Source organism: Allobosea sp. (assembly GCF_017308015.1).
GTDB lineage: Bacteria > Pseudomonadota > Alphaproteobacteria > Rhizobiales > Beijerinckiaceae > Allobosea.
Window position 1 is genome coordinate 58,200 of record NZ_JAFKFW010000015.1, and the last position, 18,657, is coordinate 76,856.

Sequence of the window (18,657 nt, forward strand, 5' to 3'; positions counted from 1 at the left end):
CTGAAGATGCAATAAAAATCAAATAATATCAATAGTTTAAACGAATTCTAAGGTTCAGAGGCATTGCGGTGCAAGTGCCGGCATACCTGGGCCGCCGCCATGTCAGAGATAGGGCGGCGTGCAGGCGCTGACGACGATGCAGCGTTCCGTCCCGATATTGCGGTAGCGATGCGGGATGCGGCTGTCGAAGAGATAGGCATCGCCCGGCTTCAGCACCTTGATCTGGTCGCCGACCGTGACCTCCAGCTCGCCGGCCAGCACGACCCCGCCCTCATGGGAATCATGCTTGAGCATGGCGATGCCGGTATCGGCGCCGGCCTCGTAGGATTCGTGCAGAATCTGCAGATTATGGGCCTGGGCATCGCCGACCTGGCGGAAGGACATCTGACCGCGGCTTTCTCCGCCATTGACCTGATGAAGGCGCGAGGTCAGGTCCAGCAGGTCCGAGGCCTCGAAGAAGACCTTGTCGCGCGGTGTCCGTTGCTCGTCAAAAAAACTCACCATCGTCATCGGGATACCGTCGAGAATCTTGCGCAACGACGCGACGGAGGGACTGTTCCGATTCTGCTCGATCAGCGAGATCAGGCTATGGGTCACGCCGGAGCGCGCCGCGAGTTCGCGTTGGGAAAGCCCGGCCGCGACCCTGATCTCCTTCAGCCTTCCGCCGACGTCAAAGCTCATTGTCGCTCCGTTTCCCCATTCCGCGCGCCTTGTCTTTCCTGCGCGTTACGCAGGGCCGCCTGCTCGGCGGCCCTTGCCATGTTCAATATCCTGAGCAATGCTGACGAAAAGCCAACAAGAAAATGGTGTTACGGGGAACCGGCGGAGCGGCATGTTTTGGCGTTAGAAGCCCACCGTCCAGACTAATCCCCATTCGATACGATACGACCGCATGGACGCGCGCTGCCGCGTGCATGGGGCAGGAGATGCTTGCCGAAGACTATCGTCTCGCCAATGCCTCGCGGCGAGAATTCAACAGGGAAAGCAGGGTAATCCGGGCGATGACGCATGCTGAGACCGTTTTGTTGAATGGCCGCATCTTCTGCGGCTTGGCGGAAGGCTTCGTGGAGGCGTTGGCGATCCGGGATGGCAAGGTCCTGGCTGCTGGCACGGCTATCGAGATCGCCGCCTTGCAGGGCCCCGTGACGAAGGTTGTCGACCTTGCCGGCCGCGTCGCCATTCCCGGCCTGAATGACGCGCATATGCATCTGCTGCCGCTTGGCCTCGCCATGAGCGAGGTCAACCTGCGCCCCGAGGAGGGTGTCAACAGCATCGACGAGATTCTGCGCCGCGTCGCTGCGGCTGTTAAGGGCAGGAAGCCGGGCGAATGGGTCATCGGCCGCGGCTACGACCATAACGAGCTGGCCGAGGCCCGCCATCCCACGGCCGAGGAGCTTGACCGCGTCTCGCCGGATAATCCCGTCTATATCAAGCGCACCTGCGGCCATGTCGGCGTCGTCAACAGCCGCGCCATGACGGCGGCCGGCATCGGCCATAACACCCCGAGCCCCGATGGCGGCCTGATCGAGCGCCGCGACAACAAGCTGACCGGCCTCCTGGCCGAAAGCGCCATGCGCCTGGTCGTCCAGGCGATGCCGCGCCCGAGCGCGGCCGAGCTCAAGGCCGCGATCGAGAAGGCCGGGCACTACATGCTCTCGCAGGGCTTCACCAGTGTGATGGACGCCGGCGTCGGCATGGGCGCGGGCATGGCCGAGATCGAGGCCTATGAAGAGGTCGCGCGCGCCGGCACCCTGCCGGTCCGCACCTGGGTCTGCATCTACGGCAATGCCGACGGTATCGGCGACGAGGCCTATGCGGCGGGCTTCCGCTTCGGCCGTGAGACCGGCCTCCTGCGCTACGGCGCGATGAAGGTCTTCGGCGACGGTAGTGCCGGCGGTCTGACCGCCGCGATGAGCGAGCCCTACCTCGTCGGCGACCCCGATAACCGCGGCATCTTCATCTATTCCGATGCCGACATGCATCGTTATCTCCGGCACTACCACGAGCTCGGCTATCAGCTCGCGATCCACGCGATCGGTGATGCCGCGATCGAGCAGGTTCTCTCCGGCATGGAGAAGGCGGACAGCCCCGCGCATCCGATCAAGGGACGGCGCCACCGCATCGAGCATTGCGGCTTCCTCACCGACGGCCAGCTCGCCCGCATGGCCGCCGCCGGCATCGACCCCGTGCCGCAGCCGGCCTTCATCTACGAATTCGGCGATCTCTACGTGATCAATCTCGGCGAAGAGCGTGCCGGCGCCTCCTATCCGATGCGCAAATGGCTCGATGGCGGCCTGCATGCCGCGGCAAGCTCGGATGCTCCGGTCTGCGCCACCGACCCGTTCAAGAACCTCTTCACCATGGTTACCCGCCAGACCAAGCGCCATACCGAGATCGGCGGCGCCGAGAAGCTGAGCATGGAGGAGGCGGTTCACGCCTATACCTTGCTCGGCGCCTATACCCAGTTCGCCGAGGAGAGGCTCGGCCGGCTCGTGCCGGGCCAGTTCGCCGATATCGCGGTGCTCTCGCACGACATCTTCGCGATCCCCGTCGGCGAGGTCGAGAACGATGTACGCTGCGACCTGACCCTGCTCGGCGGCGCGGTCGTCTTCGACCGTCACGGCCAGTTCGCGGCTGCCGCGCAATAGGCGGGGAGCCGCTTCATGCTCAAGCATACGCTGCAAAGGCTGCTGCTGGTCCTGCCGGTCCTGCTCGGCGTGCTGCTGATCGGCTTTCTGCTGATGCAGGTGGTGCCGACCGATCCGGCGCAGGTCCGCGCCGGCCCGATGGCGACGCAGGACGTCGTCGAGGCGATCCGCCAGGAACTCGGGCTGAACCAGCCGCTCTGGAAGCAGTTCGCGATCTATATCGGGCGCCTGGCGCAGGGCGATCTCGGCGTCTCCATCATCAACAATGTCCCGGTTACCCAGGAGCTCGCCAACACGATCGGCCCGACGCTGGAGCTGATGCTGGCCTCGCTGGTCTGGGCGATTCCGCTCGGCATGTTCCTCGGCACGGTTGGTGCCTATTATCGGGGCTCGCTGATCGACCGCGCGATCATGGCGGTCTCGGTCGCCGGTGTCTCGCTGCCGGTCTTCTTCCTCGGCCTCGGGCTGATCTGGCTCTTCGGCTTCTATTATCCGATCCTACCCTTCACCGGCCGCGCCGGCCCGCTCTGGACCTGGGAGGGGCTGCAGGGGATCATCCTGCCGGCGATCACGCTGGGCGGCGTTTTCGTCGGCCCGGTCGCTCGCATGACCCGCACTTCCGTGCTCGACGAGCTCGGCGCCGACCATGTCCGCACCGCCCGCGCCAAGGGGCTCAGTGAGAGCAGGGTCGTGCTGCGCCACACCCTGCGCAATGCGCTCGTCCCGGTCGTCACGCTGATCGGCCTGCAGATCGGCTTCCTGCTCGGCGGCGCCGTCGTCACCGAGACCGTGTTCTCCTGGCCGGGCATCGGCCGGCTCGCGGTGGGCGCCATCCTGTCGAGCGATCTGCCGATGGCGCAGGGCACGATCATCATGCTCTCGCTCGGCTTCATCCTGGTCAATCTCGCGGTGGACGTCCTCTATGCCGTGCTCGACCCGCGCGTGAGGGGCACCTGATGAGCTCCCCCATGAAGCTCGAACGCAATGCGCTCCAGCCCGGCGCCAAGACCGTCGAGGCCGCCGTGAGCGTCGCCGCGGCCGCGCCGGTCCGCCGGAAGACCGTCTTCCGGATGCTCCTCTCCGATGTCGGCTCCTGTGTCGCGTTGGCGCTCGTCGTCCTCGCCATCCTCTGTGCGACCTTCGCGCCCTGGCTCGCACCGACCGATCCCTTCGGCAACGATCTCGCCAACACCCTGAAGCCGCCGGGCGAAATGGGCCTGCTCGGCACCGATGGGCAGGGTCGCAGCATGATCACGCGCCTGCTGTTCGGTCTGCGCACGAGCTTGCTGATGGGTCTCGCCTCTGTCGCCTTCGGCTGCACGATCGGCGGCGTCATCGGTTTCGCCGCGGCCTATTATCCGAAGGCATCGGGCGTGCTGATGCGGTTCATGGACATCCTCCTGTCCTTCCCCGCGATCCTGTTCGGGCTGGCTATTGCCGCGATCTTCGGGCCGGGCCTGCCGGCGGTGATCATCGCGCTGACGATCGCGACGGTGCCGCTGATGGCCCGCGTGGTCCGCGGCTCGGCGCTGGTCGTGCTGCAGCAGGGCTATATCGAGGCTGCACGCTCGCTCGGCCTGAGCGACCTGCGCATCATCATCCGCTATGTCCTGCCGAACTGCCTCTCGGCAATCTTTGTCTTCGTCACCCTGCGCTTCGGCCAGGTGATCCTGCTCGGCGCGGCGCTGTCCTTCCTCGGTCTCGGCGCCCAGCCGCCGACGGCCGAACTTGGCGCCATGGCGGCGGATGGCCGCAACTTCCTGTTCTTCGCGCCGCATGTCTCGGTCCTGCCGAGCCTGGTGATCTTCGCGGTCGTGCTCGCCTTCAACGTACTCGGCGACTCCCTGCGGGACGCCCTCGATCCGAAGCTGCGCAAATAGCAGCCGATATCAACCAAGAAGCGTGAAAAGGGGATTTGCTCGATGCTGAAACTGTCAACTCTGCTTCTCGCGGGCGCGGCCGCCGCGACCTTCGCGGCTGTGCCGGCCGTCGCCCAGCAGAAGGCGCCGCTCTCGATCCTGCGCATCATCGATGCCGACAATTACGATCCGATCCGCTCGACCGCGACGGCGGCGGCCGAGGTCATGTACATGCTGGCCGACACGCTGGTGACGGTCGATTTCGACATGAAGACGATCAAGCCCGGCCTCGCCGAGAGCTGGACGATCTCGCCGGACGGCATGACCTACACCTTCAAGCTGCGCAAGGACGTCAAGTTCTGCGACGGCCGGCCGATGACGGTCGACGATGTCGTCTACTCGCTGAAGCGCTGGATCGACCCGGCCAGCAAGTCGCCTGTCTCCTTCCGCGCCGGCCCGGTCAAGGATATCCGTGTCGATGGCGATTCCACGCTGATCTATGAGCTGAAGGAACCCTATAGCGATCTGATGTTCCAGCTCGCCTTGTCCTTCGCCTCGGTGGTCGACAAGAACACGGTCGAAAAGCTCGGGCCGAATTTCGGTGTTCAGGGCTTCAACGGCACCGGCCCCTATTGCTGGTCGAAATGGACCCCGCGCCAGGAGCTGGTGCTCAAGAAGAACCCGCATTATTCGTGGGGCCCGCCGATCTACAAGGACCCGAAGCCGCAGATCGACGAGATCGTCTGGAAGGTCATCCCCGAGTCGAACACGCTGATGGCGGCGATTCAGGCCAAGCAGGCGGACGTGACCTATTACATGCCCTATATCGCGCTCGACACGATGCAGCGCATCCCGGGCATGACGGTGCAGCGGCAGGAAAACTACATCTACGACGTCTTCATGGGCTTCAAGGTCGACAAGCCCGTCGCGAAGGACAAGGTCATCCGGCAGGCCGCCAACATGGCGACCAACAAGGAGGCGATCGCCAAGGCGATCTTCTTCGGCAAGGGGCAGACCCTGCCCTCGCTGCTGAACCCGGCCGTGCTCGACTACGACAAGTCGTCAGCCGACAAGATGCCGAAATACGACCCCGCCGGCGCTGCCAAGCTGCTGGACGAGGCCGGCTGGAAGCCGGGTGCCGACGGCATCCGCGAGAAGGACGGCCAGAAGGCGACCTTCACCGTCTACGGCATCCGCAACGATTCCAACCCGCGGATTTCCGAGGCGATGCAGGCGGACCTGCGCAAGGTCGGCATCGACATGAAGATCCAGCTCTGGGACGCGACCGTCGCCTGGGGCAAGCTGGCGACGCAGGAATTCGACGCCTTCCTGATGTCCTATCCCTATGTGACGGCGACGGAGGCGATGAGCCTCTACTTCCGCAGCCAGCAGGTTCCGACGCCGAACCGGATGAACTGGAAAGACCCCAAGACGGACGAGCTGCTCAAGTCCGCGGCGACCGCCACGGACGCCGACAAGCGCAAGCAGGCCCTGGCCGAGGTCCAGACCCAGCTCACCGAGGCGAATGTCTGGGTGCCGCTGGTCTCTCAGCCGCTCTGGGTCGTCGCGACCGACCGGGTCGAGGGCGCGCGTGCTCACGGCCTCTATGGAGCCGGCCTCTACAAGGGGCTCGATCTCAAGCTGAAGCGCTAGGCTTCACCGGTGCCGCGCGGCGAGAACCGCGCGGCACGTTTCTGCACGACGCCTGCGGGGGAGGGAAAACACCATGACGATCACGGTCATCAGGAATGCCGACATCGTTGTCGCCTGGGATGCGGAAGCCTCCCGACACGTCTATCTGCACGGAGCCGATGTCGCATTCGAGGACGGCACGCTGCGCTATGTCGGGCCTCGCTACGAAGGGCAGGCCGACGAGACCGTCGACGGCAGCGGGCGCATGGTCATGCCCGGCCTCGTGAATATCCATTCGCATCCGTCCAGCGAGGCGCTGAACAAGGGCTTCCTCGACGAGCTCGGCTCGCCGGCGCTCTACAATTCGTCGCTTTACGAGTTCATGCCGATCCTGCGGCCCGATGCCGAGACCGTGCCGGACTGCGTGCGGGTCTCCTATTCCGAACTGCTGCTCTCCGGTGTCACCACGCTCGCCGATCTCTCGGTCGCGCATCCCGGCTGGCTCGACCTCGCAGCGAATAGCGGCCTGCGCGTCTGCGTCTCGCCGATGTTCCGCTCGGCCCGCTGGTACACCAAGAACGGCCATGTCGTCGAATATGAATGGGACGAGAAGGCCGGCGCCGAGGCCATGGCAACCGCCTTCGACGTCATCGAGAAGGCGCAGAAGCACCCCTCCGGCCGGCTCTTCGGCATGGTCTGCCCGGCGCAGATCGATACCTGCAGCGAAGGCCTTATCAAGGACAGCCACGCCGAAGCGAAGCGCCGCAATCTGCCCTGGCAGATCCACGCCGCCCAGTCGACGGTCGAGTTCCACGAGATCACCCGCCGCCATGGCATCACCCCGATCCAGTGGCTGGAGAAGCTCGGTGTGCTCGGCAAGACGAGCATCGTCGGCCACGGGATCTTCCTGGACGACTATCCGCGCCTCGGCTGGCACAGCCGCCGCGATCTCGCGCTGCTCGCCGAGACCGATACGGTCGTCGCCCATTGCCCGACTGTCTTCATGCGCCGAGGCATCGCGCTCGACGATTTCGGACGCTATCGCCGTGCCGGTGTCCGGATCGGCATGGGTACCGACACCTATCCGCACAACATGCTCGAGGAGATGCGCCATGTCGGCTATGTCGCCCGGCTGATGGCGGAGAACCCGCGGACGCTCACCACCACAGACATCTTCGAGGCCGCGACCACGGCTGGTGCCGCCGCGCTCGGCCGCGACGACATCGGCCGACTCGAAGCCGGCTGCAAGGCCGACCTCGTCATGGTCGACCTCGAGCATCCGATGATGCAGCCGCGCCGCGACCCCGTGCGCAGCATGGTCTATGCCGCCGCCGAACGCGCCGTCGACCGCGTCTATGTCGACGGCAAGCTCGTCGTTCGCGACGGCACCGTGCTGACCATGGACTATCCTGCCGCGGCCTTGCGTCTCCACGAAGGCCAGAAGCGGACGGAAGCGGCCGCGCCGGGCAATGACTGGATCAAGCGCCCGGTGACGGACTATTCGCCGCTGACCTTCCCGGTGAAGTAAGCAGCCGCCGACGATGCGCCCCATTCAGGGGCGCGCATCGCTGCATCGTGAGCCCCTGCGTCACGCCGCCCGCTTTCGGACGGCGTGATCCGGCGATAGGTTGTGCCCATGTCGCAGGCAGACGAGACAACGCAGACAGAGGCCGGCTCTTCGAGCCGTCTTGGCCTCATGCTGATCGGCGGAGGCTTCTTCGCCCTGTTCCTCACCGGCCTGCTGCTCTGGTGGCGCGAAGGTGACCGGCTGTTCACCGACGGGCTGATCGCCGCCATCGTGGCCTGTTTCTAGGCATCGGCCCAAAAAGCGGGAACCGGTTTTCGGACCGGCCGATGCACGGAAAATGATCTATCGCGGCTCGCGCCGCCTGCTGGGAATTGATCCGTGAACCGTCGTCTCGTCCTGCCCCTCGTCGTCTTCCTGGCCGGGGCGCTCGCGCTCGCCGCCGCCGCGATCCTGACCTTCTCGCCCGGCCGCCAGGGCGGTGGCAGCGGCACGGCCAGCGTCGGTGGCCCCTTCACGCTGACGACGCAGGAGGGCAAGCCGCTCTCCGATGCCGATCTGAAGGGTTCGCCCTTCCTGGTATTCTTCGGCTTCACCCATTGCCCTGACATCTGCCCGACCAAGCTCTTCGAGATTTCGGAGGTTTTGCGCGCGGCCGGCGACGGCGCCAAGGCGAAGGGGCTGAAGGCCCTGTTCATCACGGTCGATCCCGAGCGGGATACGCCGGACGCGATGAAGAGCTATCTCGGCTCCTTCGATTCCCGCATCGTCGGCCTGAGCGGCGACCGGCCGGCGATCGACGCCGTCATCAAGGCCTATCGCGCCTATGCCAGGAAGGTTCCGCTGAAGGACGGCGACTACACGATGGACCATACGGCACTGGTCTATCTGATGGGCAAGGACGGCTCGTTCGTCGGCGCCTTCAATATCGAGCAGCCTCCGGCTCAGGCGGCAGCGGAATGGCTGCGCCATTCGTAGGTTCCGCGATCGGCGCGCGCCGGCGCGCCAGCCCGTGCTCCGTCTTGTTCCAGGCGAAGCGGCGGTTGAAATAGTCGTAGAGCGCCATCCAGGCGGCGATGGAGACCAGCGCATAATAGAGCGGCAGCAGCGGCACGAGCAGGAGCAGGCCCGGTGAGCCCCGGCGCAGCGCACCGACGATCGGCGGCGCGAACAGCGCGACGCTGCCGAGCAACCAGACGCCGAGCGCGATGATCGAGGTCAGCGTCGCGGCGGTGCCGACCGGCTCCAAGAGCGAGCCGTCCCAATAGGAGATCAGGGCGGCGACGGCGAAGGCCGGATAGCCCAACGCCGTCGCGACGGTGCCGAAGACAAGCGACAGGAAGGCGAAGGTTGCAGCGAAGCCGGCTTCGCGCACCAGCCGCAAGGGCGCACGCGAATGCGTCACCAGCGTCTGGATATAGCCTTTGATCCAGCGCGAGCGCTGCTTGAGCCAGGCGAGGATCGAAACCGGCGCCTCTTCGCGGGTGTTCGAGGGCAGGTCGCCGATGCGATAGCCCGCGCGCACCAGCCGGAAGCCGAGATCGGCATCCTCGGTGACGTTCCAGGCATCCCAGCCGCCCACGATGCGCAGCGCCTCCGTGCGGAAATGGTTCGATGTGCCGCCCAGCATGATCGGCAACTGGAACTGCAGCAGGCCGGGATTGAGCACCTCGAACAGCCCGGCATATTCGAGCGCGAACAGGCCGGGCAGCACGCCCTCCTCGGCATGGTCGATCACGAGTCTCGCCTGCAGGCAGCCAAGCTCCTTGGGGCCGCCGAGGAAGCGCGCCGCCGCCATGCGCAACTGCTGCGGATCGGGGATATCCTCGGCGTCGAAGATCGTGAAGAGCGCGCCGCGCGCTTCGAGCAACGCCAGGTTCAGCGCACGCGGCTTGGTGCGCGGCATGCCGGGCGGGACAATGGTCACTGAGAAATGCGCAGGCAGCGTCATTTGCGCCAGCGCATTGCGCATGGCGCTGTCGTCGGCTTCGATCAGCAGGCGGATATCGAGCTTGGCCGGGGGGTAGTCGAGCGCGTCGAGCGCATCGGTCAACTGCCGGAGTACGGCCAGCTCCCGATAGAGCGGCACCGCCACCGTGTAGACGGGCAGGCGGGCGTCGTCGATCCGCCAGCGATGGCTGCGCCAGAGGTCGGGCGCGGTGCGCTCGATCGAGGCCGCGAGCCGCAGCAGGATCAGGCCGAGGAAGAGCGGTCCGAGCAGCAGCGCGAGCCCGAAGAAGGTTTCGAGCGGGGCGAAGATGCTGCCGAGCGCGGCAACGGCGACGCCGCAGCCGGTAGCGATCACCTGGCCCCGGCTGGCGCCGGTCCGGGCGCTGTCGCGTGCAAGTCCGGCGGAGTCGAGACCGGCGGCCTGCTCTGCGAGCGTGTCTGCATTGCTGTGACGCAGGGCTTCGGCGAAGCGGCGCGGGGTCGTTACCGCGATATCGCGGCGGTTGCGCGGTCCGGCTTCGAGCATCCGCCGCAGGGCCATGCCTTGGGGCGCGAGGATGAAACGGAAACACCCGTCGTCGTTGGTTGGCGCGATGCCCGCGCGCAGGATCGCATCGTGGCCGCCGCCCGCTTGCAGGCTCGGCGGCTCCGGCAGGAAAGCCAGCTCCATCTCGATGGCCAGCGCGCGGTAGAAGCTGGTTTCGTCGATCAGCGCGAGCGCGATCGCCTCGCGGACGGGCTCGCTGCGGTTGCGCGTCGATCTGGTGGCCGCATCGACGAGGCGCGAAGGTTCGAGGCCATGCCGCATCAGGAAGGCGAGTTCGACCGGCAGGCCGGCTATACCGGTCCGGACTTCGACCGGGATGTCGTCGTTACCGTCGCCCCCCAATGGCCCGGCCCCGCTCCACGCAACAATGCCCGGTGCGGATGCGCCGGAGGCAGCCCATGGTTGTCGTTGACGTAGCGGAAGTCGAGAGGGGCCGCCTAGAACTTTGGGCGTGGCGGCCCGGGCGTCAGCGCGCCGCCAGGATCTCCGCGACCTGCGGGATATCCTTGTCACCGCGACCGGAGAGATTGACCACCATCAGATGATCTTTCGGCTTCTGCGGAGCGAGATCGGCGACGCGGGCGAGCGCATGCGCGGATTCCAGCGCCGGAATAATACCTTCCAGCCGCGAGATCAGCTGGAACGCCTCCAGCGCCTCCTCGTCGGTGGCGGAGAGATAGGTCGCCCGGCCGATGTCATGCAGCCAGGAATGCTCCGGGCCGATACCGGGATAGTCGAGCCCCGCTGAGATCGAATGGGCATCCTTGATCTGCCCGTCATCGTCCATCAGCAGGAAGGTGCGGTTGCCGTGCAGCACGCCGGGGCGCCCGCCGGTCAGCGAGGCCGCATGCAGCCCGCTTGCGATGCCATGGCCGGCGGCCTCGACGCCGTAGATCTCGACCGAGGAGTCGTCGAGGAAGGGGTGGAACAGCCCCATCGCGTTCGAGCCGCCGCCGATGCATGCGATGAGCGAATCCGGCAGGCGGCCTTCGGCCTCCTGCATCTGCTCCCGGGTCTCCTTGCCGATGATCGACTGGAAATCGCGCACCATTGCCGGATAGGGATGGGGGCCGGCGACCGTGCCGATGCAGTAGAAGGTCGTCGCGACATTGGTCACCCAGTCGCGCAGCGCCTCGTTCATCGCGTCCTTGAGCGTCTTCGTACCGGACTCGACCGGCACGACCGTGGCGCCGAGCATCTGCATTCGGAAGACGTTCGGCGCCTGCCGGGCGACGTCGACCGCGCCCATGTAGACGATGCATTCCAGGCCGTAGCGGGCGCAGAGCGTCGCGGTCGCGACGCCGTGCTGGCCGGCGCCGGTCTCGGCGATGATGCGCTTCTTGCCCATGCGCCGCGCCAGCAGGATCTGGCCGAGCACGTTGTTCACCTTGTGGGAACCGGTATGGTTCAGCTCCTCGCGCTTCAGGTAGATCTTGGCGCCGTTGAAATGGTCGGTCAGGCGCTCGGCGAAATAGAGCGGCGAGGGGCGGCCGACATAGTGCTTCAGCCCGCTGGTCATCTCGGCGTGATAGGCCGGGTCGGCCTTGGCGGCTTTGTAGGCCTCTTCCAGCTCGAGGATCAGCGGCATCAGCGTCTCGGCGACGAAGCGGCCGCCGAACAGGCCGAAGCGGCCGTTCTCGTCGGGGCCGTTGCGATAGCTGTTCGGGGTCGAGGGGGCGTTCATGCCGTCAAACCTTCTTGCAGTGCCGCGGCGGCCTTGCGGGCCGATGCGATGAATTTTGCGATCCGGTCGGGATCCTTGACCCCCGGCGCGCTTTCGACGCCCGAGGAGACATCGACGCCCGCCGGCTTCGTGATGCCGATGGCCTGCGCGACATTCGCCGGATCGAGCCCGCCCGATAGCATGAAGCGCTGGGAAGGGTCGAGGCTGGCGAGCAGGCCCCAGTCGAAGGTCTTGCCGTGCCCGCCGGGAAAGGTCGCGTCCTTCGGCGGCTTGGCGTCCAGCAGGATGAGATCGGCGGCATTGCGATAGCCTGCGACCGCCTCGAGGTCCTCGCCCGTCGCGATGCCAAGCGCCTTCATTACCGGTCGCCCCACGGCACGGCGCAGGGCGGTCGTCTGTTCGGGCGTTTCCCTGCCATGGAACTGGAACCAGTCTGGCTTGAGTTCCGCAGCGAGTTCCGCTGCCCTTTGCGCGCTCCAGTCGACGACCAGCGCGACGATTTCCGTTTTGCCGCGCGCGATTGCCGCCAATTCCCTGGCGCGTCCCGGCGGCACGTAGCGCGGGCTCTTCGGGTGGAAATTGAGCCCGATCATGTCGGCGCCGGCCGCGAGCGCAGCCTCCAGCGTCTCGGGCGTCGAGAGGCCGCAGATCTTGATCAGGAAGGGCGAACCATTGGACATGGCCCGGCGTTTAGCACGGTCCGTTCGCGGGCGCATGCCGTACTTGCGACATGATGGCGAAGGAAGCCATTCTGCGGGGACGAAGATGGGGGCGTTGATTGATCCGGCTGGGCATGGGCAGGCGTGGGCTGGCGATGGCGGCAGGGCTTCTGGCCGTGACCGGCCTCGTCGTGGCGGTATTCTACTATATCGGCCAGCCGCGGACACTGCGCCTCGCCGTCGGGCCGCTCGGCTCCGAGGATGCCCGCATGGCTGCCGCCTTCGTGCAGGGTCTCAATCGTGACAAGGCCTCGGTGCGGCTGCGTCTCGTCCTGACGGAGGGCTCCGAAGACAGCGCGAAGAAGATTGATGCGGGCCAGGCCGATCTCGCCATGCTGCGCGCCGACATCGCGATGCCCTCCACCGCCGACACGGTCCTGATCACGCGCCGGACCTTTCCGTTCTTCATCACGCGGGCCGGGACGGCGATCGGCCGCATCGCCGAATTGCGCGGCCGCAGGATCGGGGTTTCGCGCAATCCGGCTGGTAATATCGCCCTGCTGAAGCGGGTGCTGGCGCAATACGAGGTCCGGCCCGAGGAGGTCGAGATCGTCAGGCTCAGCCAGGAGGAGATCGTCCCGGCGGCGAAGGAGAAGCGCATCGACGTCTTTTTTTCGATCAATGCCGTCGGCTCGCACACCAATAACGACAGCTTGCGCCGCCTGCGCGAGGGCTGGGGCAACGACCCCGTGCTGATCCCGGTCCGCGAGGCGGATGCGCTCGCGGCGCACTATCGTGGGATCGAAGCCGGCGAGATCGTGCGCGGCGCCCTTGGCGGCGACCCCCCGCGCCCGGCCGAAAGCCTGCAGACCATCTCGATCACCTCGCGTCTCGTCGCGGCACAGAGTCTCGACGACAACCTCGTCGGCGAGCTGACCAAGGACATTCTCGGCCTGCGCCTTACGCTGGCGTCGGAACTGCCGGCCGTGCAGGCGCTCGAGACGCCCTCGACCGACAAGGATGCGCCCCTGCCGGTCCATTCCGGCGCCGCCGCTTATATCGACGGCGAGCAGGAGAGTTTCTTCGATCGTTATGGCGACTGGTTCTATATCGGCGTGATGGCCTTGTCGGCGCTCGGCACCGGCGGTGCCGCCATCCTCAGCCGTGAAAGTGCCAATCGCCGCCGGCACGCCATGTCCGGCCTCGACGAATTGCTGGAGCTTCTGGCGGTGATCCGCGCCTGCGAGGACGAGGCGGAGCTGACGCGGCTTGGCCGCGAGGCCGACCAGATCCTGACGCGCGTGCTTGCCGATTACGCCAAGGGTGACCTCGATACGGCGGCGCTCGCTGCCTACCGGCTCGCCATCGATCAGGTCGGCCGGGCCGTCGCCGAACGGCAGCGCGCATTGGCGGAAGGGTGAGCGCATTTACTTTTCGGCAGCGTCCGCGGTTGCCGAAAAGCCCGTCAGCGTTTATGTGCAGCGCAACGAACTCCAGATTCACGTGAAACAGGCTGCGCCGGCAGGGCTTCGAACCTGGCCGGCTCGTGGCCTTGAAAGCAAGGCCCAGACCCGCATGTCCCTGCGCAACATCGCCATCATCGCGCACGTCGACCATGGCAAGACCACGCTTGTCGACAAGCTGCTGCAGCAGTCCGGCGCGTTCCGTGACAACCAGCGCGTCGCCGAGCGCGTGATGGACTCGAACGACATCGAGAAGGAGCGCGGCATCACCATCCTGGCCAAGGCGACCTCGGTCGTCTGGAAGGACACGCGCATCAACATCGTGGACACCCCCGGCCACGCCGATTTCGGCGGCGAGGTCGAGCGCATCCTGAACATGGTCGACTCGGCCATCGTGCTGGTCGATGCCGCCGAAGGCCCGATGCCGCAGACCAAGTTCGTGGTCTCGAAGGCGCTGAAGCTCGGCCTTCGTCCGATCGTCGCGATCAACAAGGTCGACAAGGCGGACGCCCGCACCCAGGAAGTCATCAATGAGGTCTTCGACCTCTTCGCCGCGCTCGACGCCACCGACGAGCAGCTCGACTTTCCGATCCTCTACGGCTCGGGCAAGCAGGGCTGGATGGCGCACTCGCCGGAAGGCCCGCAGGATCAGGGCCTGGCGCCGATGTATGATCTCATTCTCAAGCATGTGCCGGCCCCGAAGGTCGAGGACGGCCCGTTCCGCATGATCGGCACGCTGCTGGAGGCCAATCCCTATCTCGGCCGCATCATCACCGGCCGCGTCACCTCTGGTACGGCCAAGCCGAACCAGACCATCAAGGTGCTCTCCGGCGACGGGACGACCGTCGAGACCGGGCGCATCTCGAAGATTCTCGCCTTCCGCGGCATCGAGCGCCAGCCGATCGAGGAAGCTGTCGCGGGTGACATCGTCTCGATCGCGGGCCTGGTGAAGGGCACCGTCGCCGACACCTTCTGCGATCCTTCCGTCACCGAGGCGATCAAGGCACAGCCGATCGATCCGCCGACGGTGTCGATGACCTTTGCGGTCAACGATTCCCCGCTTGCCGGCACCGAGGGTGACAAGGTCACCAGCCGCATGATCCGAGACCGTCTCTTCAAGGAGGCGGAGGGCAATGTCGCGCTCAAGGTCGAGGAATCGACCGATAAGGATTCCTTCGTGGTTTCCGGGCGCGGCGAGCTCCTGCTTGCGATCCTGATCGAGACGATGCGCCGCGAGGGCTTCGAGCTCGGCGTCTCGCGCCCCCGCGTCGTGCTGCAGCGTGACGCCAGCGGCCAGCTTCTGGAGCCGATCGAGGAAGTCCTGATCGACGTCGACGAGGAGCATTCCGGCGTCGTCGTGCAGAAGATGTCGGAGCGCAAGGCCGACATGCTGGAGATGCGTCCCTCCGGCGGCAACCGCCTGCGCCTTGTCTTCCACGCTCCGACCCGCGGCCTCATCGGCTATCAGGGCGAGTTGCTGACGGACACCCGCGGCACCGCGATCATGAACCGCGTCTTTCACGAGTACATGCCCTACAAGGGCGAGATCGCCGGCCGCCGCAACGGCGTGCTGATCGCGATGGAGACCGGCGAGGCCGTCGCCTATGCGCTGTGGAACCTCGAGGATCGCGGCCCGATGATGATCGAGCCCGGCTGGAAGGTCTATCAGGGCATGATCGTCGGCGAGCACACCCGCGAGAACGATCTCGAGGTGAACGTGCTCAAGGGCAAGAAGCTCACCAATATCCGCACCACTTCGAAGGACGAGGCGGTGCGCCTGACCCCGCCGATCCGCATGACGCTGGAGCGTTCGCTGGCCTGGATCGACGACGACGAGCTCGTCGAGGTCACGCCGAAGTCGATCCGCCTGCGCAAGAGCATCCTCGATCCCAACGAGCGCAAGCGCTCGCAGAAGCAGAAGGCCGAAGTGGCCTGAGGAATTGGGCCGCCGGATAGGGCGGCCCTTTTCATGTCTGGCTGGCTCAGTGGCTCATCAGGAGCGGGAGCGGCGTCGATTTCAGCAGCGACTGCGTGACGCCGCCGAGCAGCCATTCGCGCAGCCGCGAGTGCTTGTAGGCGCCGCAGGCGACGAGGTCGGCGCCGAAATGGGTTGCCGCCTGCCGTATCGTCTCGGCTACGTCGTTCCCGCCGGAGACGGCGACGTTGCGCACGGAGACGGCAGCGCCGTGTCGCGACAGATGCGGCGCGAGCTCGGCGCCGGCCACGAGGCGCGACAGATCCTTCTCGCCCGTGACGGACAGGATCTCGACCTCGGCGCCCGGCAGGAATGGCCTGAGCTCGGCCACGGTGCGGGCCGCGCTGGCACTGCCGTCCCAGGCGATCAGGATGCGCTTGGCGGCGAAGGCTTCGCAGCCCGGCGGGACGATGATCACCGGGCGGCCGCTGTCGAACAGCGCGGCCTCAATCAGGCCGCGGTCGCGTTCGGCGGCGTCCGTTTCGAGGTCGAGCACGCTGAGGTCGTGGACACGGGCATGGCTGACCAGGCGATCACCGAGTTCGGCATAGACCAGGTGAGGTGTCTCGATCGTGCTGGTGACGCCGGCAAGGTCGGCACTCGTCCGCGCGAGTTCGGCAAAGCGCTCCGCCAACGCGTCGATGCGCCGGTTCTCGGCATGGACGAAGGCGACGCCGAAATCTCCGACCAGCGAGGCCGGAACCGCATAGCGCATCGCGGCAGCCTGGATCGTCAGATGTGCGCCCGCCTTCTGTGCGAGCGACAGGGCGTAGCCCAGTGCGGATTCGCGTTCGCCCTGACCTTCCTCGGTGTAAGCGGTAAAGACGCTCTTGATCGACGGGGCCATCGAAATCTCCGGTTGTTGGTCACTCTCGGGGACAGGTTTGCCCAATCATCGGGTTCTCGCCTTGCGCTGCGTCAAATACCTTGGGAAGCCGGTGATGCGCTTCGTCCTGCGTGGAGCGCAGTGCTCGGGTGACGATGGCCGCGCTTGTCGCCTGTCGCCCGGTCTGATCCTGTTGCGGCTCTTGGAGAAGGATCACCACCATGCAGTTCCGCAATCTCGGCCGCTCCGGCCTGCGCGTCTCGCTCGTCGGGCTGGGCTGCAACAATTTCGGCGGCCGCATCGATCTCGACGCGACGCGCAAGGTCGTCGATGCCGCGATCGAGCATGGCATCACCCTGTTCGACACCGCCGATATGTATGGCGAGCGCGGGGGCTCCGAGACGGCGCTGGGCGAGGTGCTGGGCGCGCGGCGCAAGCAGATCGTGCTCGCCAGCAAGTTCGGCATGGACATGGATGCCGAGGGCGTGAAGAAGGGCGGCTCGCGCCGCTACATCATGACCGCCGTCGAGGATTCGCTCCGGCGCCTCAAGACCGACTGGCTCGATCTCTACCAGCTCCACCGGCCCGACCCGCTGACCCCGATCGAGGAGACCCTGCGTGCGCTCGATGATCTCGTCCGCCAGGGCAAGGTCCGCTATATCGGCTGCTCGAACCTCGTCGCCTGGCAGGTCGCCGATGCGCACTGGACCGCGCGCGATCTCGGCATTCCCGGTTTCGCCTCGGCGCAGGACGAGTACAGCCTGCTGAAGCGCGGTGCCGAAAAGGATCTGATCCCGGCCATCGCCCATTACGGCATGGGCCTGCTGCCCTATTTCCCGCTCGCCAATGGCGCGCTTACCGGAAAATACAAGCGTGGCGCGGCGATGCCGGAAGGCGCGCGACTGACCAAGCTGCCGCAGCGCGCCGGCGAAATCTTCAGCGAGGATAACTGGCGCCGCATCGAGGGCCTGACCGCCTTCGCCGAGCAGCGCGGCCATACGCTGGTCGAGCTCGCCTTCTCGTGGCTCGCGGCGCAGCCCGTCGTCTCCAGCGTCATCGCCGGCGCGACCAGGCCGGAGCAGGTCGCCGCCAACGTCAAGGCGGCCGACTGGGTGCTGAGCGCGGAAGACCTTGCCGAGATCGACAAGATCACGGCGTAAGCCGCCCCTTCAGAGAAAGGTCGCGATCTCCTCCAGCGGCTTCTTGCCGATGGCCGGGACGCGGCAATCCTCCCGGGGATAGCCGACGACGAGCAGGATCAGTGCCTTCTCGTTGTCGGGCCGTCCGCAGATCGCGTTGAGGAAATTCATCGGCGCCGGCGTATGCGTCAGCGTCGCGAGGCCCGCGTCGTGCAGTGCCGCGATCAGGAAGCCGGTGGCGATGCCCACCGATTCCGGCACGTAATAGTGCTTGATCCTGTTCCCCTCCGCATCGACGCCCCAGCGCTGGGCGAAGATCGCGATCAGCCAGGGCGCGGTCTCCAGGAAGGGTTTCTTGTCGTCCGTCCCGAGATGGGCGAGCGCGTCGAGCCATTCCTCTCCGGCACGGCCGGCGTAGAATGCGCGCTCCTCCTCTTCCGCGCCTTCGCGGATCAGCGTCTTGCGCTGTGGGTCGGCAATGCAGACGAAGCTCCAGGGTTGCTGATTGGCGCCTGAAGGGGCGGTGCCCGCGACGCGGACCGCCGTCTCGATCAGTTCCCGCGGCACCGGCCTGTCGGAGAAGTCACGCACGGTGCGGCGTTTGCGCATGCGGGCGAGGAAAGCGTCCGCACGTCCCTGCATCTCGGCTTCGGGAACGCCCTCGAAGGCGAGGGGCATGGTGACATAGGGGCTCACGACACTTCGCTCCTGACGTGTTTTGGCCAGCTTGCTGCGAATAGCGGGCCGGAT

Annotated in this window: 16 protein-coding genes; 10 read left to right on the forward strand and 6 right to left on the reverse strand. The window is 66.2% G+C overall.

What is annotated here, in order from left to right; translation table 11 throughout:
- Positions 1–102 precede the first annotated feature (102 nt).
- A complete protein-coding gene (locus J0I42_RS14035; RefSeq protein ID WP_291655617.1) occupies positions 103–681 on the reverse strand; it encodes a cupin domain-containing protein in 579 nt (192 codons plus the stop codon).
- Between the two features lie 344 nt (positions 682–1,025).
- On the opposite strand from J0I42_RS14035, the gene J0I42_RS14040 reads away from it, so the two are divergent.
- The 7 genes from J0I42_RS14040 (at position 1,026) to J0I42_RS14070 (ending at position 8,642) form a co-directional block, all read left to right on the forward strand.
- On the forward strand, positions 1,026–2,648 hold the full coding sequence (locus J0I42_RS14040) for an amidohydrolase (protein WP_291655618.1): 1,623 nt from the start codon (positions 1,026–1,028) through the stop codon (positions 2,646–2,648).
- A gap of 15 nt (positions 2,649–2,663) precedes the next feature.
- Positions 2,664–3,605 carry an ABC transporter permease gene (locus tag J0I42_RS14045; RefSeq protein WP_291655619.1) on the forward strand — a complete coding sequence of 314 codons (942 nt, stop codon included), beginning with the start codon at positions 2,664–2,666 and terminating at the stop codon, positions 3,603–3,605.
- Entirely contained in the window at positions 3,605–4,528 is a 924-nt protein-coding gene (locus tag J0I42_RS14050; protein ID WP_291655620.1) for an ABC transporter permease, read from the forward strand. Before J0I42_RS14045 ends, J0I42_RS14050 begins: the two co-directional genes overlap by 1 nt.
- A 42-nt stretch (positions 4,529–4,570) precedes the next feature.
- Complete coding sequence (locus J0I42_RS14055; protein WP_291655621.1) at positions 4,571–6,160, forward strand: ABC transporter substrate-binding protein; 1,590 nt, start codon at positions 4,571–4,573, stop codon at positions 6,158–6,160.
- Positions 6,161–6,233: 73 nt separating this feature from the next.
- Positions 6,234–7,667, forward strand: coding sequence for an amidohydrolase family protein (locus J0I42_RS14060; RefSeq protein ID WP_291655622.1), 1,434 nt, complete (start codon positions 6,234–6,236; stop codon positions 7,665–7,667).
- A gap of 108 nt (positions 7,668–7,775) precedes the next feature.
- On the forward strand, positions 7,776–7,952 hold the full coding sequence (locus J0I42_RS14065; protein WP_156367053.1) for a hypothetical protein: 177 nt from the start codon (positions 7,776–7,778) through the stop codon (positions 7,950–7,952).
- A gap of 93 nt (positions 7,953–8,045) precedes the next feature.
- Positions 8,046–8,642, forward strand: coding sequence for an SCO family protein (locus J0I42_RS14070; RefSeq protein WP_291655626.1), 597 nt, complete (start codon positions 8,046–8,048; stop codon positions 8,640–8,642).
- Here the strand turns inward: J0I42_RS14070 and J0I42_RS14075 are convergent.
- From J0I42_RS14075 to J0I42_RS14085, 3 genes are all read right to left on the reverse strand, one after another.
- On the reverse strand, positions 8,587–10,503 hold the full coding sequence (locus J0I42_RS14075) for a glycosyltransferase family 2 protein (protein ID WP_291655628.1): 1,917 nt from the start codon (positions 10,501–10,503) through the stop codon (positions 8,587–8,589). The genes J0I42_RS14070 and J0I42_RS14075 overlap by 56 nt on opposite strands.
- 124 nt (positions 10,504–10,627) lie before the next feature.
- Positions 10,628–11,845 (reverse strand): tryptophan synthase subunit beta, encoded by a 1,218-nt coding sequence (trpB, locus tag J0I42_RS14080; RefSeq protein WP_291655630.1) that lies wholly within the window; start codon positions 11,843–11,845, stop codon positions 10,628–10,630.
- A complete protein-coding gene (locus tag J0I42_RS14085; RefSeq protein WP_291655631.1) occupies positions 11,842–12,525 on the reverse strand; it encodes a phosphoribosylanthranilate isomerase in 684 nt (227 codons plus the stop codon). The genes trpB and J0I42_RS14085 overlap by 4 nt, the downstream gene beginning before the upstream one ends.
- Positions 12,526–12,623: 98 nt before the next feature.
- Here J0I42_RS14085 and J0I42_RS14090 point away from each other — a divergent pair, with 98 nt between their 5' ends.
- On the forward strand, positions 12,624–13,925 hold the full coding sequence (locus J0I42_RS14090) for a TAXI family TRAP transporter solute-binding subunit (RefSeq protein ID WP_291655632.1): 1,302 nt from the start codon (positions 12,624–12,626) through the stop codon (positions 13,923–13,925).
- Positions 13,926–14,079: 154 nt separating this feature from the next.
- The gene (gene typA, locus J0I42_RS14095; RefSeq protein WP_291655634.1) at positions 14,080–15,903 is read left to right on the forward strand and encodes a translational GTPase TypA; all 1,824 of its coding nucleotides are present in this window, start codon (positions 14,080–14,082) and stop codon (positions 15,901–15,903) included.
- Positions 15,904–15,949: 46 nt separating this feature from the next.
- Here typA and J0I42_RS14100 read toward each other — a convergent pair whose 3' ends face one another.
- The gene (locus tag J0I42_RS14100; protein ID WP_291655635.1) at positions 15,950–16,789 is read right to left on the reverse strand and encodes a universal stress protein; all 840 of its coding nucleotides are present in this window, start codon (positions 16,787–16,789) and stop codon (positions 15,950–15,952) included.
- A 200-nt stretch (positions 16,790–16,989) separates the two neighbouring features.
- Between J0I42_RS14100 and J0I42_RS14105 the strand changes: the two genes are divergently transcribed.
- Positions 16,990–17,928, forward strand: a complete 939-nt coding sequence (locus J0I42_RS14105) for an aldo/keto reductase (RefSeq protein WP_291655636.1) — start codon at positions 16,990–16,992, stop codon at positions 17,926–17,928.
- Positions 17,929–17,937: 9 nt separating this feature from the next.
- On the opposite strand, the gene J0I42_RS14110 is transcribed toward J0I42_RS14105, so the two are convergent.
- Positions 17,938–18,603 carry a nitroreductase family protein gene (locus J0I42_RS14110; protein ID WP_465247680.1) on the reverse strand — a complete coding sequence of 222 codons (666 nt, stop codon included), beginning with the start codon at positions 18,601–18,603 and terminating at the stop codon, positions 17,938–17,940.
- Positions 18,604–18,657 lie beyond the last annotated feature (54 nt).

What these genes read in the sequence shown, in the direction of transcription:
- J0I42_RS14035 (WP_291655617.1), bottom strand. Translation starts at nt 681, where the DNA reads ATGAGCTTTGACGTCGGCGGAAGGCTGAAGGAGATCAGGGTCGCGGCC.
- J0I42_RS14045 (WP_291655619.1), top strand. Translation starts at nt 2,664, where the DNA reads ATGCTCAAGCATACGCTGCAAAGGCTGCTGCTGGTCCTGCCGGTCCTG.
- J0I42_RS14050 (WP_291655620.1), top strand. Translation starts at nt 3,605, where the DNA reads ATGAGCTCCCCCATGAAGCTCGAACGCAATGCGCTCCAGCCCGGCGCC.
- J0I42_RS14055 (WP_291655621.1), top strand. Translation starts at nt 4,571, where the DNA reads ATGCTGAAACTGTCAACTCTGCTTCTCGCGGGCGCGGCCGCCGCGACC.
- J0I42_RS14060 (WP_291655622.1), top strand. Translation starts at nt 6,234, where the DNA reads ATGACGATCACGGTCATCAGGAATGCCGACATCGTTGTCGCCTGGGAT.
- J0I42_RS14065 (WP_156367053.1), top strand. Translation starts at nt 7,776, where the DNA reads ATGTCGCAGGCAGACGAGACAACGCAGACAGAGGCCGGCTCTTCGAGC.
- trpB (WP_291655630.1), bottom strand. Translation starts at nt 11,845, where the DNA reads ATGAACGCCCCCTCGACCCCGAACAGCTATCGCAACGGCCCCGACGAG.
- J0I42_RS14085 (WP_291655631.1), bottom strand. Translation starts at nt 12,525, where the DNA reads ATGTCCAATGGTTCGCCCTTCCTGATCAAGATCTGCGGCCTCTCGACG.
- typA (WP_291655634.1), top strand. Translation starts at nt 14,080, where the DNA reads ATGTCCCTGCGCAACATCGCCATCATCGCGCACGTCGACCATGGCAAG.
- J0I42_RS14100 (WP_291655635.1), bottom strand. Translation starts at nt 16,789, where the DNA reads ATGGCCCCGTCGATCAAGAGCGTCTTTACCGCTTACACCGAGGAAGGT.
- J0I42_RS14105 (WP_291655636.1), top strand. Translation starts at nt 16,990, where the DNA reads ATGCAGTTCCGCAATCTCGGCCGCTCCGGCCTGCGCGTCTCGCTCGTC.